The 14,231-nt window shown below is 46.9% G+C and carries 12 protein-coding genes and 1 CRISPR repeat array; of the genes, 5 read left to right on the top strand and 7 right to left on the bottom strand.

Features of this window, described 5'->3' with window-relative positions; all coding sequences use genetic code 11:
* Positions 1–50 precede the first annotated feature (50 nt).
* The 4 genes from QUA36_RS23860 (at position 51) to QUA36_RS23845 (ending at position 3,895) form a co-directional block, all read left to right on the top strand.
* The gene (locus tag QUA36_RS23860; RefSeq protein WP_333161456.1) at positions 51–1,070 is read left to right on the top strand and encodes an RNA methyltransferase; all 1,020 of its coding nucleotides are present in this window, start codon (positions 51–53) and stop codon (positions 1,068–1,070) included.
* Between the two features lie 298 nt (positions 1,071–1,368).
* Positions 1,369–2,958 (top strand): serine hydrolase, encoded by a 1,590-nt coding sequence (locus QUA36_RS23855; protein ID WP_333459322.1) that lies wholly within the window; start codon positions 1,369–1,371, stop codon positions 2,956–2,958.
* A gap of 65 nt (positions 2,959–3,023) precedes the next feature.
* Positions 3,024–3,425: a hypothetical protein gene (locus QUA36_RS23850; RefSeq protein ID WP_333459321.1), complete on the top strand. Its 402-nt coding sequence runs from the start codon at positions 3,024–3,026 to the stop codon at positions 3,423–3,425.
* Positions 3,422–3,895, top strand: a complete 474-nt coding sequence (locus tag QUA36_RS23845) for a hypothetical protein (protein ID WP_333292717.1) — start codon at positions 3,422–3,424, stop codon at positions 3,893–3,895. The genes QUA36_RS23850 and QUA36_RS23845 overlap by 4 nt, the downstream gene beginning before the upstream one ends.
* Before the next feature lie 24 nt (positions 3,896–3,919).
* Positions 3,920–5,418: direct repeats of the CRISPR family, unit length 37 nt; unit sequence GTTTCAATCCCTGATAGGGATTTAGGTTGATTCCGGC.
* A gap of 269 nt (positions 5,419–5,687) precedes the next feature.
* Here the strand turns inward: QUA36_RS23845 and obgE are convergent.
* The 6 genes from obgE to QUA36_RS23815 form a co-directional block, all read right to left on the bottom strand.
* Positions 5,688–6,728 (bottom strand): GTPase ObgE, encoded by a 1,041-nt coding sequence (gene obgE, locus QUA36_RS23840; protein ID WP_333459320.1) that lies wholly within the window; start codon positions 6,726–6,728, stop codon positions 5,688–5,690.
* Positions 6,729–6,841: 113 nt separating this feature from the next.
* On the bottom strand, positions 6,842–6,970 hold the full coding sequence (locus QUA36_RS23835; protein ID WP_333459319.1) for a hypothetical protein: 129 nt from the start codon (positions 6,968–6,970) through the stop codon (positions 6,842–6,844).
* Between the two features lie 290 nt (positions 6,971–7,260).
* The gene (locus QUA36_RS23830) at positions 7,261–7,989 is read right to left on the bottom strand and encodes a Mo-dependent nitrogenase C-terminal domain-containing protein (protein WP_445301451.1); all 729 of its coding nucleotides are present in this window, start codon (positions 7,987–7,989) and stop codon (positions 7,261–7,263) included.
* A 584-nt stretch (positions 7,990–8,573) separates the two neighbouring features.
* Positions 8,574–9,215 (bottom strand): class I SAM-dependent methyltransferase, encoded by a 642-nt coding sequence (locus tag QUA36_RS31430; protein ID WP_445251289.1) that lies wholly within the window; start codon positions 9,213–9,215, stop codon positions 8,574–8,576.
* Between the two features lie 824 nt (positions 9,216–10,039).
* On the bottom strand, positions 10,040–11,176 hold the full coding sequence (locus QUA36_RS23820; RefSeq protein ID WP_333459317.1) for a transposase: 1,137 nt from the start codon (positions 11,174–11,176) through the stop codon (positions 10,040–10,042).
* Positions 11,177–11,408: 232 nt separating this feature from the next.
* Positions 11,409–11,720 carry a 30S ribosomal protein PSRP-3 gene (locus QUA36_RS23815; protein ID WP_263053625.1) on the bottom strand — a complete coding sequence of 104 codons (312 nt, stop codon included), beginning with the start codon at positions 11,718–11,720 and terminating at the stop codon, positions 11,409–11,411.
* 326 nt (positions 11,721–12,046) lie between these two features.
* Between QUA36_RS23815 and QUA36_RS23810 the strand changes: the two genes are divergently transcribed.
* Positions 12,047–12,847 (top strand): TIGR01548 family HAD-type hydrolase, encoded by an 801-nt coding sequence (locus tag QUA36_RS23810; protein ID WP_333459316.1) that lies wholly within the window; start codon positions 12,047–12,049, stop codon positions 12,845–12,847.
* Positions 12,848–13,222: 375 nt separating this feature from the next.
* Here the strand turns inward: QUA36_RS23810 and QUA36_RS23805 are convergent, their stop codons facing one another.
* Positions 13,223–14,041, bottom strand: coding sequence for a tetratricopeptide repeat protein (locus QUA36_RS23805; RefSeq protein WP_333459315.1), 819 nt, complete (start codon positions 14,039–14,041; stop codon positions 13,223–13,225).
* Positions 14,042–14,231 lie beyond the last annotated feature (190 nt).

The raw sequence follows: 14,231 nt of genomic DNA, 5'->3' as shown, positions 1-14,231 counted from the left end.
TCAAAACAAACAAAACAACCAATTTCTGCCTAACACCTCCCCAAATAAAAATGCTCGAAACGGCCGACGCCAACATCCGAATAGTTTTAGTCGAACCGGCAGGCCCATTGAATGTCGGTTCTGTTGCCCGCGTCATGAAAAATATGGGTTTGCACCAATTAGTTTTGGTAAATCCCCAGTGCGATCATTTAGGGGAAGAAGCCCGACTGATGGCTGTTCGCGCCGCCGACATATTGGAAACGGCTAAAGTAGTCGAGAGTTTGCCCGCTGCTTTGGTTGGGTGTGTCAGAGCGATCGCAACTACAGGAGATGATTGTCGATCGTTGCCAACACAACTAGAAGAACCCGCAGATGCCTTGCCTTGGCTACTAGAAGCCCCCAGCGCCCTAATTTTCGGCCGAGAAGACTGCGGCTTAACCAATGCCGAATTAAACCGCGCTCAACGCCTGATCCGCATTCCCAGTAGCGATGCCTACACATCCCTAAATCTCGCCCAAGCCGTCGCTATCTGCTGTTACGAACTATACCGGGAAGAAGGAAGAAGGAAGAAGGAAGAAGGAAGAGGGAAGAAGGAAGAAGGAAGAAGGAAGAAGGAAGAGGGAAGAAGGAAGAAGGAAGAAGGAAGAAGGAAGAAGGAAGAAGGAAGAGGGAAGGAAGAAGAAGATGCCTCGTTCCCAGGCTCAGCCTGGGAAGGCATATCCAGAGGCTCTGCCTCTTCAATACCCGATGCCACAGATAATTTATCAACTTGTTACCAAGAAAAACTTGCCACCCGCCAGACAGAAAATCCCTCAATTCCCCTCGCCAGTGCTCCCTTGGAAAATTTAGAGGGATATTACCAGCAACTAGAAACGCTGTTACTCAAAATAGGATATTTGCAGCAGCACACAGCAGCAAGCCGGATGGAAAAATTTCGGCGTTTGTACAACAGGGCTTATCCGACAGTGGATGAAGTCGCCATGCTGCGGGGTGTCCTCCGCCAAACAGAATGGGCAATCAAAACTTACCCACGAGAGGCAAATTCTGATACTCTGGATGGGGCGTTACCGGAAAATCCAACGGATAGCTAGCAGAAATGCTGATAATTGGGGATGTGAGATTGAGGATTTTTTTCACAGAGAACTTTCCTTCACCCACTTGTCACCTTCATAACAGAGTTTCTTGACTAAAAACCTAAGCTTTGCGATAATTTGCGAGCAATAAACCCGGTTGCTGATACCATGCAGCGTCTGGGGTAAATCTAAAATCTAAAATCTAAAATCTAAAATTGATTGGCTGACAAGCTGAAAAATCTTAAACTTGAACTTTACATTAGTGATGAAGGAGTAAGACGTGGCAGAGCGGTTTCCCAAAGGATCGATATTATCGGTGATATCCTCGTCGATATCCTCTCCCAACTCCGGCTCAAAGCAGCCTAAGTCCGGCAAAGCAAGTCAGTCTGGCAACTCGGGCCGCCGCCGTCCTCCCCAACCGCAAAACGGCAACCCAGAAATTCGATCGCCCGAACCTGCAACTTTGCCACCGCAACAGGGCCGGGGTAGCAGAAATGGAGCCAATTCTCCCACATCTTCGGAAGAATTTACTACGCAAGACTTTTTATCCGATCCTCGATCGGCAATTAACCCCAGAAAACCCAGAACCAGCAAAACTCCGCAATCGAAGACTCGCCAACCAAGCAAAAAAGGCCTCGCTGCTGTCGATATGTTCGAGTTTCCCGATCCGACTCTGGAGCGGGAAAATGTGAGTTCGATCGCCAGCAATCCCAACAGCCAGCTCCCAACTGCCACTCAGCCTGCAACCCGTGGAAGTCGTTCCAGTTCGCCCCCAGTTCGCATTTCAGACACGGTAATCTCCGCAGATACCAAAAAACCCCCCGTGCCTAAACCGCGCCCAAAAGCGAGTCAGAGACCAGGTAAACGCTCTGCACCTCGGAGCGTGCCGCCGTTGGTGTATGCTACTCGCTTGCTGATTTTGGGAGTTGGGATAGCGGTGATTTGCGGTACGCTGCTGTCGGTGGTGAATGCCGTCAGTCGAGCATCCACGGTAGCGACAGAAGAACCAACCACCGCAGGGCAGAAAAACCCAGCCGATAGCGCATCTGCGGCATCCGCAACCCCAGAAGTGCTACAACTCAATCAAGAATTAGGAGCTTTGAAAACCCAAGTTCAGGTTTTAGCAACAGAAAATCCTAGTTTGACAGCCGGAATATTTCTAGTCGATTTAGATACTGGAAGCTACCTAAATTTTAATGGCGATACTGCTTTTGCTTCAGCTAGCACGATTAAAGTGCCAATTTTAGTAGCTTTTTTCCAAGCAGTAGATGAGGGCAAAGTGCAGTTAGATCAGATGCTGACGCTGAAGCCCGAACACATTGTCGGCGGTTCTGGGGATATGCAAGACCAGGCTCCTGGCAAGAAGTATTCGGCTTTGGAAGTTGCCCAAAAGATGATTGTTGTCAGTGACAATACGGCGACAAATATGATGATTGAGTTGTTGGGAGGTGCTGAGGTGTTGAATCAGCATTTTGCCAATTGGGGTTTGAGTACGACGGTTCTGCGTAATAAGTTGCCAGATTTGGAGGGAACTAATACTACCAGTCCGAAGGATTTGATTAATATCATAGCCCAGGTCGATCGAGGTAATGTGGTATCGGTGAAATCGCGCGATCGCATTTTGCAAATCATGCGCCAAACTAAAAATGATTCTTTGCTGCCGAAAGGTTTAGGCGAAGGTTCAATTATTGCTCACAAAACCGGCAACATTGATACAATTCTTGCGGATGCGGGTATGGTGGATTTGCCGAACGGTAAGCGTTATTTGGTGGCGGTGATGGTGAAGCATCCGCCGGAAACAGAGAAGCCAGCTCAAACATTGATTCGGGAGGTTTCTCGGATGAGTTACCGCTATTTGTACGGTGGGGAAACGCCAGCCGATTCACAAGTGAAAATTAAAAATTGAAGATTCAACCGGGTTTTTTCCGGCTAGTCTCGTAGACTTTATCAAACTATAAATCAGTTTGTGTTATGAAACTAAACATCGGCCTTGCTTGTCTAGTAGCGCTCTCAACTTTAGCCGTTGGAGTCTTCCCTACCTTGAGTAATGCTAATCCTGCTCCTGAATCTGAGACGGACGGCGTGAGAGTGATCAACAATAATATCGAACTCAATCGGGCAAAAAACTTAGCCCGTCAAGCAGCAGAAAGGGCTAATGGGGGTTTAGGCAACTATCGAGCTGAAGCTTCTATGCACGGTACTTCTAAGGAATCGCCGTTTGTTGACAATGGCGATGGAACTTGGACTTTTACTTTTAAGGGTAACAAGCCTGGTTCGTCTGTCTATACGGTAGAAACGGTTGTTACGGTTTCTCAAGATGGCCGAATCAGAGTTGATTACAATGGGCGAATCCGCGAGTTATCTCCATTGTGAACAACTGTGCAAATATCGGGCTATGCAGTTTCAATCCTCGATCGGGATTTAAGTTAACGGCATTTTTTCCCTTTGTTACAATCAAGGGAATTCCCATCCTCAGATCAGCGCTAATGCAAATTATCCTAGAAGTTCCCGATATCCTTGGCGAAAAACTGCAACAATTGGGCGATCGTCTCCCGGAAGCCCTGGATCGGGCACTTCGGGAACTCGCCCCCGCAGAAACCATCCCCTACCAAGACGATCGCCAAATCGTCGAACTGCTAGCGAGTCAACCCAGCCCAGAAGAAATCCTCGCAATCCGCCCCACACCTGCGTTGCAAGCCCGCATGAGCCAACTGCTCGATCGCAATAAATCCGGCACTATTTCGGCCAGAGAGGAAGTCGAACTCGATCGCTATTTGCTGTTAGAACATTGGGTGCGTTTAGCCAAAGCTCACGCCTACAAACGCTTACAGACAGAAGCATGAGTTATGCTTGATGTTGAATTTTGGGTTTCAATCCCTGATAGGGATTTATGTTAATTTCGGCGTGAGAATATCGCCGGAATTGATCCGGCGACAGGTGCGTTTCAATCCCTGATAGGGATTTAGGTTGATTCCGGCTTTCGGGGTTGCTCTAGCCCCCATGGGCTTCATGGTGTTTCAATCCCTGATAGGGGTTTAGGTTGATTTCGGCGAAACTACCGTTAATTTACCCGCGAAAATTGATTTGTTTCAATCCCTGATAGGGGTTTAGGTTGACTCCGGCGCAGTTTTTGCTGCTGGTCTTGCTCCTTGGGCAGCTCGGTTTCAATCCCTGATAGGGGTTTAGGTTGACTCCGGCAAAGATTTTGCGGTAGTCGCTCGTCACATCCACCAGTTTCAATCCCTGATAGGGGTTTAGGTTGACTCCGGCCTGACTCCCTATTTTTACCCCTCCAACCATGTCAGAGCCGTTTCAATCCCTGATAGGGGTTTAGGTTGACTCCGGCCGTGGGTACCACTACCATTAACAAAGATGGATATCAGTTTCAATCCCTGATAGGGATTTAGGTTGATTCCGGCGGAGGATATGAGAGCGCTAGAAAACAATATAACGTTTCAATCCCTGATAGGGATTTAGGTTGATTCCGGCTCAATAACGACCCACCAAATCAATTCAATGACGTGGTTTCAATCCCTGATAGGGATTTAGGTTGATTCCGGCCCGAAGCTTGGCCGATATCACCAGGCGGCATATCAGTTTCAATCCCTGATAGGGATTTAGGTTGATTCCGGCGCGTGACCAAAGATACCGTGCTGCCGTGACCGAGTACGTTTCAATCCCTGATAGGGATTTAGGTTGATTCCGGCAAATACCGACTGGCTACATTCCAAATCCTGACTATGTTTCAATCCCTGATAGGGATTTAGGTTGATTCCGGCGATTACAGCAGGGATTCCGAGCATTCACTCAAAGTTTCAATCCCTGATAGGGATTTAGGTTGATTCCGGCTAGGAGTTACAAAGGTGGCGGGAAGCAGTCGATTTAGTTTCAATCCCTGATAGGGATTTAGGTTGATTCCGGCTGTGAACAGGTATTCCCGTCTCTCGCGCCATTTTGTAGTTTCAATCCCTGATAGGGATTTAGGTTGATTCCGGCCATAGTCCCTCCGCCCCCTACGCCGCTGTTCTTGGGTTTCAATCCCTGATAGGGATTTAGGTTGATTCCGGCGTCGAACCTCATCTTGAGATTTCAAGGTCACTACCGCGCGCTAACTGGTTTCAATCCCTGATAGGGATTTAGGTTGATTCCGGCTTTCAAGGATTACTTTGCATTGTTTAATATCACGAAGTTTCAATCCCTGATAGGGATTTAGGTTGATTCCGGCGGGAATCCGGCCCCCTGGAAAGAGCAGATTGGAGTTTCAATCCCTGATAGGGATTTAGGTTGATTCCGGCGATAGTAGTAGAGACAAGCAAAGAGAGCGCCACGGTTTCAATCCCTGATAGGGATTTAGGTTGATTCCGGCCGCCCGTGCCAGAAGCCTTACAGTATTTAGTTTTCAAGGTACTGTTCCGTCAAGCATCCCAAAAATATCATTTCAGCCACCGCCCTGTCAAGATACAAAATTTTCAACAACCATCAAAGCTATACACAGCAATAATTTCAGCGTTTCCGTGAACCTCCTTTTTCCGCATAGAGGCTCAAACCCTTGCCGCACCAGCCATACAGCCGAAAGATTTGACCTCCTCAAAAAACACCTACCCATTCACGGAAATTCCAGGAACCAGAAAGCGATTAAACACTCGCGACTGCTAACTGTTCGGCCGCCTCTTTCTCGTTCATCTCGTCGAGTTTCTGCCAAACTTGCTGCATTAATTCATCCAATCCAACTCTACTAACGGCGGAAATCAACAAAATCGGAGCGCCGCTAATTTCTTTAAGTCGGCTGATTAAATTACCGATTTCTTCGCTTTCGAGGTCGATCGCATCTACCTTATTAAAAGCCAAAATCTGCGGTTTATCGGCTAAACCACGTCTGTAAGCCTTCAATTCTTCCTGAATTGTGACGTAATTGGCGATCGGATCTTCATCGGTAATATCAATCAGATGCAGCAACAACCGAGTTCGTTCGATGTGCCGCAAAAACTCGTAACCCAAACCAGCGCCTTCGTGAGCTCCCTCAATCAATCCCGGAATGTCTGCAAAAACAGTACCGTCGCCGGTCGGTTTTCTGACTACGCCCAAATTCGGGACTAAAGTTGTAAACGGATAATCTGCTATCTTGGGGCGAGCCGCAGATAAAGCTGAAATTAAGGTGGATTTGCCAGCATTCGGCATCCCCAGAATTCCCACTTCAGCTAATAGCTTCAATTCCAAACGCAAAAATTTGTGTTCTCCTTCTTTTCCCGGCATCGCATAATCTGGAGCACGGTTGGAATTGGTCAGAAAACACTTGTTGCCCAAGCCACCTTTGCCGCCTTGGGCAACGCAAAACGTCTGTCCGGGCGTTACTAAATCTGCTAAGATTGCCTGAGTTTCCGCGTCGTAAACTACTGTACCGCAGGGAACTTCGATCGTGCGATCGTCCCCAGAAGCCCCCGTCATATTCTTCGGCGCGCCGCGCTTCCCGTCATCGGCTTTAAAAATCCGGTTGTACTGAAAATCCAGCAGCGTTTGCAGGCTTTCCACCGCTACCATATACACGGAACCGCCCCGCCCGCCGGTGCCGCCACTCGGCCCGCCCGCCGGTACATACTTTTCTCTGCGAAAAGCTACCATACCGTCGCCGCCTTTGCCGGCTGCGACTTGAATATCTGCTCGATCGATAAATTGCATAATTTAGTCAGTAGTCAATAGTCAGTGTCAATAGTCATTAGTTATTATTATACCAGATGCAAGTACCATATTGCCCTTTTCCTTTAGTCCGCGTCGGCCGACGAAAGCCAAGTTTACTTGCGATTGACAGTTGCCGCAAAAATATAATTATACCAATTCTCAAAAGTAGTGCCGAGCGAGAGATTGTAGGCGAGCATCTCTAGGGAATCGGCACTGCCGTTTCCTGCTCCTAAATCGGCCACTTTTAATAATTTGTATAAGATGGAAGATTGTACAAAAACTTTTGTTGAATTGGTATTATCAAAGCCGATTTAATATTAGCAGGACTCACGCACAAAAACTGAATAAACCGGGTTTTTCTACTGGCTTTTTCTACTGGCGCGGATGGGTGTAACGATCTTTTGTCCTAGAAAAACCCGGTTTTTGCATTTTGGACAAATTAGTAGTCATTGGTTAATAGTTACACTCATTAATCCAAGATTTCACAAGAATGACAACTGCCTACTGACAACTGACAACTGACAACTGACTACTAACAATAGGACGATACATCTTCCTTACATTCATCTGCCAAATAGCAGAGAGCTCGAAAGCGCATCCCGACTAACTGTTCGTAAAGCGGGTTAATCTGGCACATCGCCGGAATGTGGACGATTTTGCGACCAAATAACACGACATCTCGCTCAAACGGACACTGGGGCGGAATAATTTTACAGACAAAGTGTGCCAATTTTGGGTCGTGAATTTCCCAGCCGTCGAGCCAGTCTTTGACGGGTTGCAGGACATCTTTGTGGTGAGGTTTAGGTAGCCGAGATGAAAGCGGTGTTCCGGTGGTGGGGGCGACATTCGCATCAAAGACTATTTGGCTGCTGGGCCCCTGGGGATCGCACTTGCTGTCTTCGATGGTGTGTCGCAGAGCTTCGAGTACCTCTACGTTCTGACCCAAAGCTGTACAAAACTTGTAGATTACCTCGTCTTCGCTGAGCGAGTATGTACCGTCTGCCAAGGCTACCATTACTGCTGTCCTCAAAAAATCCTCGCCTTTGGCGGTGTCTTCCCCTAACACAGCGGCTAGTTCCTCTGCGGTAATGGGTTCAAAACCCGCCTCAAAAGATACCGGATGTACTTCATCCTGAGTTAGATTTGCAATCATTTTTTGCTCGTATTCGTCAAAGTTGCCGTCTGCCCAAGCAATTGTCAGCAATCCGCGCAGCCAAGCAGTAATCTCTTCATTGGTGCAGGAAGATTTAGCGTTACTCATTAGCATTTTCATTTGGATATACCAGTCAATTTGTTCGTTTACAGCGGGCTCAATATTCCCCTCCCAAGAATTTTCGCTGCTTTTTTGTTCGATAGATGATGTATTTCTAGAAGGTTGGTGCCTGAAGATTGCTCCAAACGTTTGTAGTGGACGTGTTAAAAGCATATTTGTTTCTCAGGAGCATCGCTGACTAGCGAGCTAATCTATTGGGATATCCTATTCCCTAAAATGTCATCTATCGGGAGGAATAGGTTGGTTGAATTCATCTTAACTCTAGTTGCACCGATTGAGATGGCGATCGACTTTTATTCAAGCCCGATTGCCCTTAGAAACCCAATTTTTCGCAAGAAGTAAAAGGTTGGCAAGCGTGGGATCTAATCAGACACTGGGTTTGTCACCCAGAGGCGATCGAACTTCGCTCTGTTTACATTTTAATATATATTTTTGTAAATTTTTCTATGCCGGCAGCACAATATTAACAGCGAGTTGGCTTTAAGCTGTTGAAAAAAAAATATATGAGGAAAATTTTACCGCCGATAAAACGTTTTGATTGCTGTGCCCGTCTAGAAATGATTGATTTTTTTTTAACTTCGGCGGCACAAAATCCAGCGCAATTCCATTGGCGGGCGTGCGTTTGCCATCGGGAAGACATCTCGACCGGTGGCCCAACTGGGAAACCAGGGCGTCGGTGGCCAGGCTCCTTCCGGCAGGTGGTGGCGTTCATACTCAAACACCAATTCATCGGATATTTGGACTAAGGGCAACCCTTCCATGGCGGTGGCGAGTTCTTGGGGTGTAAATAAAGTAGACCAGGAGAGTTGGGCAACTTGTCGCACGAGGGCATCTGGCTGGTAGTCGCCGACAGTTAAAAACGTGCTGAACAGCAACAGGCCTCCGGGAGACAGGGAATCGCACATTTTAGCGAGGAAAAGCCGTACTTGATCGCTGTCTCGAAAATGCGAAATGACTTCGGCGGCAACTGCTAACTGATAGCGGGCCGGTTTCATCCGCATTAAGGGGTCGAGCACATCGCCTTCAGTCACTGTGACGGGAAGGTTTTCGGCTGTTACTGCCGCTTTCAATTGTTCTGCAAAAGCGGGAGTTAGTTCGATCGCATCCACAGAATAGCCTAATCTCGCCAGCGGCAAGGTATTGCGGCCGGTACCAGCCCCCACGTCCAAAATCCGCACTCGATCGGGTGTGCCCAATTTAGCAGCCGTTGTCATCAATTTTGCATCGGGATGAGAACCGAAAAGCGGAGGTTCTCTGGTGTCTACCCAGCTTTTGTACTGTTCTCCAACTGTTGAGGTAGTAACAATCACTTTGCAGGCTAAACCGGTTTGTGGCGGCTGCACTGATTCGTATTGCAGAATCAGCATCGATGCTGTGGAGGTGCGGTAGCCTTGTTCTAACTTGGTGGCTAAAAGCTTGCTGAGTTCGTCTCTGCGGTCTTCGGGCAGGGGTCTGTCGAGAGTGCTAAATAGATTTTCTATTGCCTTGAGATAGTGGCTTAGCATTCCCGGTACGCAGGGGAAAATTAATTCTCCGCGAGCGTTTACGCGGGTATTAATTTTGTAGAGGATAGCTTGCTGGAGAACGTCGGGATTTACTACCAGCGGTAGCTGTTCGGTCTGGTTGATTGTACTTTCGGCGCCCATAAATTCCGCGAATAAGTCATTAGTTATTAGTTATTAGTCATTAGTCATTAGTCATTAGTCATTAGTCATTAGTCATTAGTCATAGGGAAGTCCTTTGAGATCTGACTGTACAATTTAAAAGTATAAAAAGCCGATTTTAGATTTCTTCGGTTTGGTTGCTTAGTATTTTTAAGATTTTAGAAAAGGCGATTTTAGAGCTTTATTTTGCATAAAATTCCAATCTCTAATCTCAAATCGATCGACCAAGCCCAAAACCAGATTAGGTCTGAAAATCGGAGTTAGTATCAAGATAAGCTTTGACACTCCTGGGCCTAAAGGCGTGAGAATTCTTAGTTCAAAGACTGGACTTAAATTAAGAACGTTGCCGCACCTAATCCAGAGGTCTAGTCTCCCTAAGCGTTTACGATCTCTAGGATCGAAGTTCCGACATGACCTGTCGTACCTATCCCGCGATTCAGGATGTTAATTGCAGCATTATGATCTCTATCCATTTCGCATCCACATTTACAAATATGAGTACGAGTGGATAGAGACTTCTTAACGATTTCACCGCAGTTACTACATTCTTGGCTAGTGCAAGCAGGGTTTACTGCAATTGTAATCCGACCAAACACTTTTCCGAAATATTCTAAGAACATTCTGAACTGATACCAAGAAGCATCGCTAATGGACTTTGCCAGACAATGATTTTTAACCATGTTGGACACCCTCAAATCTTCATAGACTACTACATCGTTTGATGTGATTACGCACCTTGCTAACTTGATAGCATGGTCTTTACGTTGCCTACTTATTTTGAGGTGTCGCTTACCTAAAATCACTCTAGCTTTGCGGCGATTTGAACTCCCTTTTGTTTTCCGACTTACTAAGCGTTGAGCACGTTTTAACTGCACTTCACCCTTACGCAGAAATCTAGGATTAGGAATCATTTCGCCATTTGAATCGGTGTAAAACTCCTTTAGCCCTACATCTAATCCGATAGTTTTCCCTGTTGATGGGGCTAACTCAATTCTGTCTACTTGAATGCAAACTTGAGTGTAATATCCATCTGCTCTTTTAACCAGCCTCACCCGTTTAATCTGCTCTGGCTGATAGAAATTTAGGTCACGAGTGCCTTTTAACTTTAATCTCCCAATCCCGCATTTATCGGTAAAGGTGATTGACTTTCTATCTGCTGAGAGTTTCCAAGAATTGGTCTTGTACTCCACAGAACGGCAGTCTTTTTGGAAATGTGGGAAACCAACTTTTTTCCCTTTAATCCCTTTTTTGACGTTTTCATGGAATCGAGAAATACTAGCCCACGCTCTTTCTGCACTTGCTTGCCGAGCCATTGCGCCTAACTTGTTTGCAAAGTCAAACTCTTTAGCCCAAATAGCACAGTATTTAGAAAGATCGAACCAAGATTTAGCCCCACCATCCATCCACAAGCGAATAGACTTGTTGCGAATGAATTGACAAATTCTAATCGCTTCATCAATCGCTTGAAATTGGTTCGGTTTTGCATAAATCTTAAATTCTAGAGTTAGCATCTTTTTTTCTCCTGTTATTCCTATGATAAAATATCCATCATAGGAATAGATCAATTAATAAAAGTCCCCCTAGAAGAGGGAGGCTCTAACCCCGAATTTTTGTTAGCGAATTCAAATTTTATCTTTCACGGCGAGGTGGAAAAAGCGTCAAATCCTCTCGCCTTCTCCCCTCTCTCCTTCCCCTCGTCAGCCATAACAGGCAATTTATATGGGTAGCAACTTAAAGCTGGGCTTAGTTGCTGCCGGTAAAAGTCACTTGAGGGAACTTTGACTGAGCTTCAGTCATCGGGCGCCGTCTGCCTTCTTCTTGCCAGTAGTTGATTACTTCTGTCGCTTGGTTGAGGATTTCGACGCGATCGTTATCAGCAATCCAGTGTTTGGCTTCGAGTTCGTTTTTGAGGTCTTCCCACGCATCTTTGCGAGGCCAGAAAAAGTAGGATGTCAGCGGGCTAGTTCCTTTGCCGACAACTTGGTCAACGGCGAGGGCAACATTCTCTTCTAGCCAGAGAACTTTTAAGATGAACTTGGACAAGCAAACCTCCAGGGTTCCGATCGAACTTGTTAAAAATTTCTACAATCGCTAAGCGTAGCACACTCTGTTCGATAATTGGTCATCGGCTATGAAAAGTTTTGTGGCGCGGCTGGTTTTAGCGCCACTCAGGGGCTGGGAACAGATAAAATTTGGGTTCTCACCGCAATACGCTTGGGCCCGAGCCCGATCCCCCCTAGCTCCCCTTAAGAAGGGGGGGACAAGAACTTACTCTTGCGTCCCCCTTCTTAGGGGGATTTAGGGGGATATCGGAGGAATAAACAGTTTTAACCCAAGCTTATTGATTCTCACCGGCCCTAGGTACAAGGATTAGTTAAGTTGTGAACAGAGTTATTGTAGTTTTTGACATTGACGGTGTGGTGCGGGATGTGTCTGGTTCCTACCGGCGGGCGATCGCCGATGCGGTGGAACATTTCACGGCGGGTGCTTTTCGTCCGAATTCTCTCGATATCGACTCTCTGAAGTCGGAGGGAGTGTGGAATAATGACTGGCAGGCGTCTTTTGAGTTAGTTTGCCGTTATTTTGAGGGGATTGGCCGATCGAGAAATGAACTCGCTCTCAACTATGACGAGTTAGTGGCTTTTTTCCAAAGTCGCTATCGCGGGCCCGATGAGAAAAATTGGACTGGTTACATTTGCGACGAACCGCTGCTGTTAAGTCCGGCTTATCTGGAAAATTTAACGGTTGGGGGCATTGTTTGGGGCTTTTTTAGCGGGGCGATGCGGGATGAAGCTGCTTATGTTTTGTCAGGGAAACTGAGTTTAAATTCCCCGGTGTTGGTGGCGATGGAAGATGCACCGGGAAAACCCGATCCGGCTGGACTTTTCGCGGCAATTGAACAGTTGGAAAATCTGCACGGTTTAGAAAAAAATTTGCCCGTGATTTACGCGGGAGATACTGTTGCGGATATTTACACGGTTGTGAAGGCGCGGGAAGTGCAACCAAATCGGGTTTGGCTGGGGGCTGGAATTTTGCCACCTCATGTTTTGGATGATGCTGTGCGCTGCGAGGCGTATGCTGCAGCGCTGAAAACTGCTGGTGCAGCAGCGGTTTTCAGGAATGTCGAGGAGTTGACGGCTGCGCGAATTAGAGAATTAGTTCTGTTGACTGTTGACTGTTGACTGTTGACTGTAGAAGGAGGGGTCATACCAATTTTTTATGAGGTTCCATAGAATCCGATCCCCCCTAGCCCCCCTTAATAAGGGGAGTAGGGGGTGGGACAAGATTCTTCTCAAAGTCAACCCCTACTCCCCAACAATCAGGGGGATCGAGATATGTGCAACTTCACATTAAATTCGTATTAGTTGTCAGTTGTTAGTTGTCGAAATAACAAATAACCAATGATATCGTTTCCGGTTGTATCGGAATAATAAAATCGAGTCAACAGTTAACAGTCAACAGTCAACCGTCAACCGTCAACAGTCAACAGTCAACCGTCAACAGTCAACAGTCAACCGTCAACAGTCAACCGTCAACAGTCAACTTTCCCTTTGAGACTATTGCAAGTGCAAGAATTTGTCTAATGCACTGACAGCAAGTGGTGGCCAGCGGCGGTTATTGGCAACCCAATTGAGGTCTTTGTAGCGGGAGTCGAGGCCGATGGCTGCTACCCAATTGCTCTCAGCTTCGCCGCGATTTCCTGCTTCCCAAAGACAGGCGCTGAGGGCGGCTCTCATGTCGGCAAATTGGGGGTATCTGCGGACGATGTTTTTCATGTTGCGAATTGCTTCTTTGGTTTGCCCGTTTTGATAAAGTGCGAGGGCGTGGTTGGCGCGGGCAAAGGCGTATTCGGGGGCTAGTTCAAAGGCTTTGCTGTAGTCGGCAATTGCTTGTTCCCATTTTCCTAAACCTGCTTCGGCGTTGCCTCGGTTGTTGTAGGCGGCTGGATCTTGGGAGTCTAATTCTAGTACATGATTGTAGTCGGCGATCGCATCTTCCCAGCGTCCTAAACCTTCTAAGGCGGTGCCGCGGTTGAGGTAGGGATCGGGGGCGTCGGGTGCTAGCTCGATCGCTCTTTCGTAGTCGGTAATAGCGGCTTGTAGTTTGTTTTGGCTGACTCTAGAATTGCCTCGGTTGCTCCAAGCGGCGGCTTCTGAGGGAAATTTGTCAATGATTTGAGTCCAAAAAGTTTCTGCGGCGGGAAATTTGCCTTCATTTGTAGCTTCAAAAGCTTTTTGAACGAGTTCTCCCAATTCCTGTTGGGGATCGGTGATATCTGTTGGTTGTACTTGGGCGGCAACGGGCGCGATATTTCCTAACCATACTAACCCGGTTACAATTAATACTGTAAAAAATGTGAAAAGTGAGCGAATCATTGTTGTTGGTAGTTTAAACTTTGCTAAACATATTATTAACCGAATTTGCCGGGGTTGCTTGGATAAGTTATACCAATTTTTTATGAGGTTGCATAGAATCCGATCCCCCCTAGCCCCCCTTAATAAGGGGGGGACAAGATTCTTCTCAAAGTCAACCCCTACTCCCCTTCTTAAGGGGGATTTAGGGGGA

It is taken from the genome of Microcoleus sp. Pol10D4 (assembly GCF_036701555.1).
GTDB lineage: Bacteria > Cyanobacteriota > Cyanobacteriia > Cyanobacteriales > Microcoleaceae > Microcoleus.
This window is presented reverse-complemented; position numbering and strand designations above follow the sequence as displayed.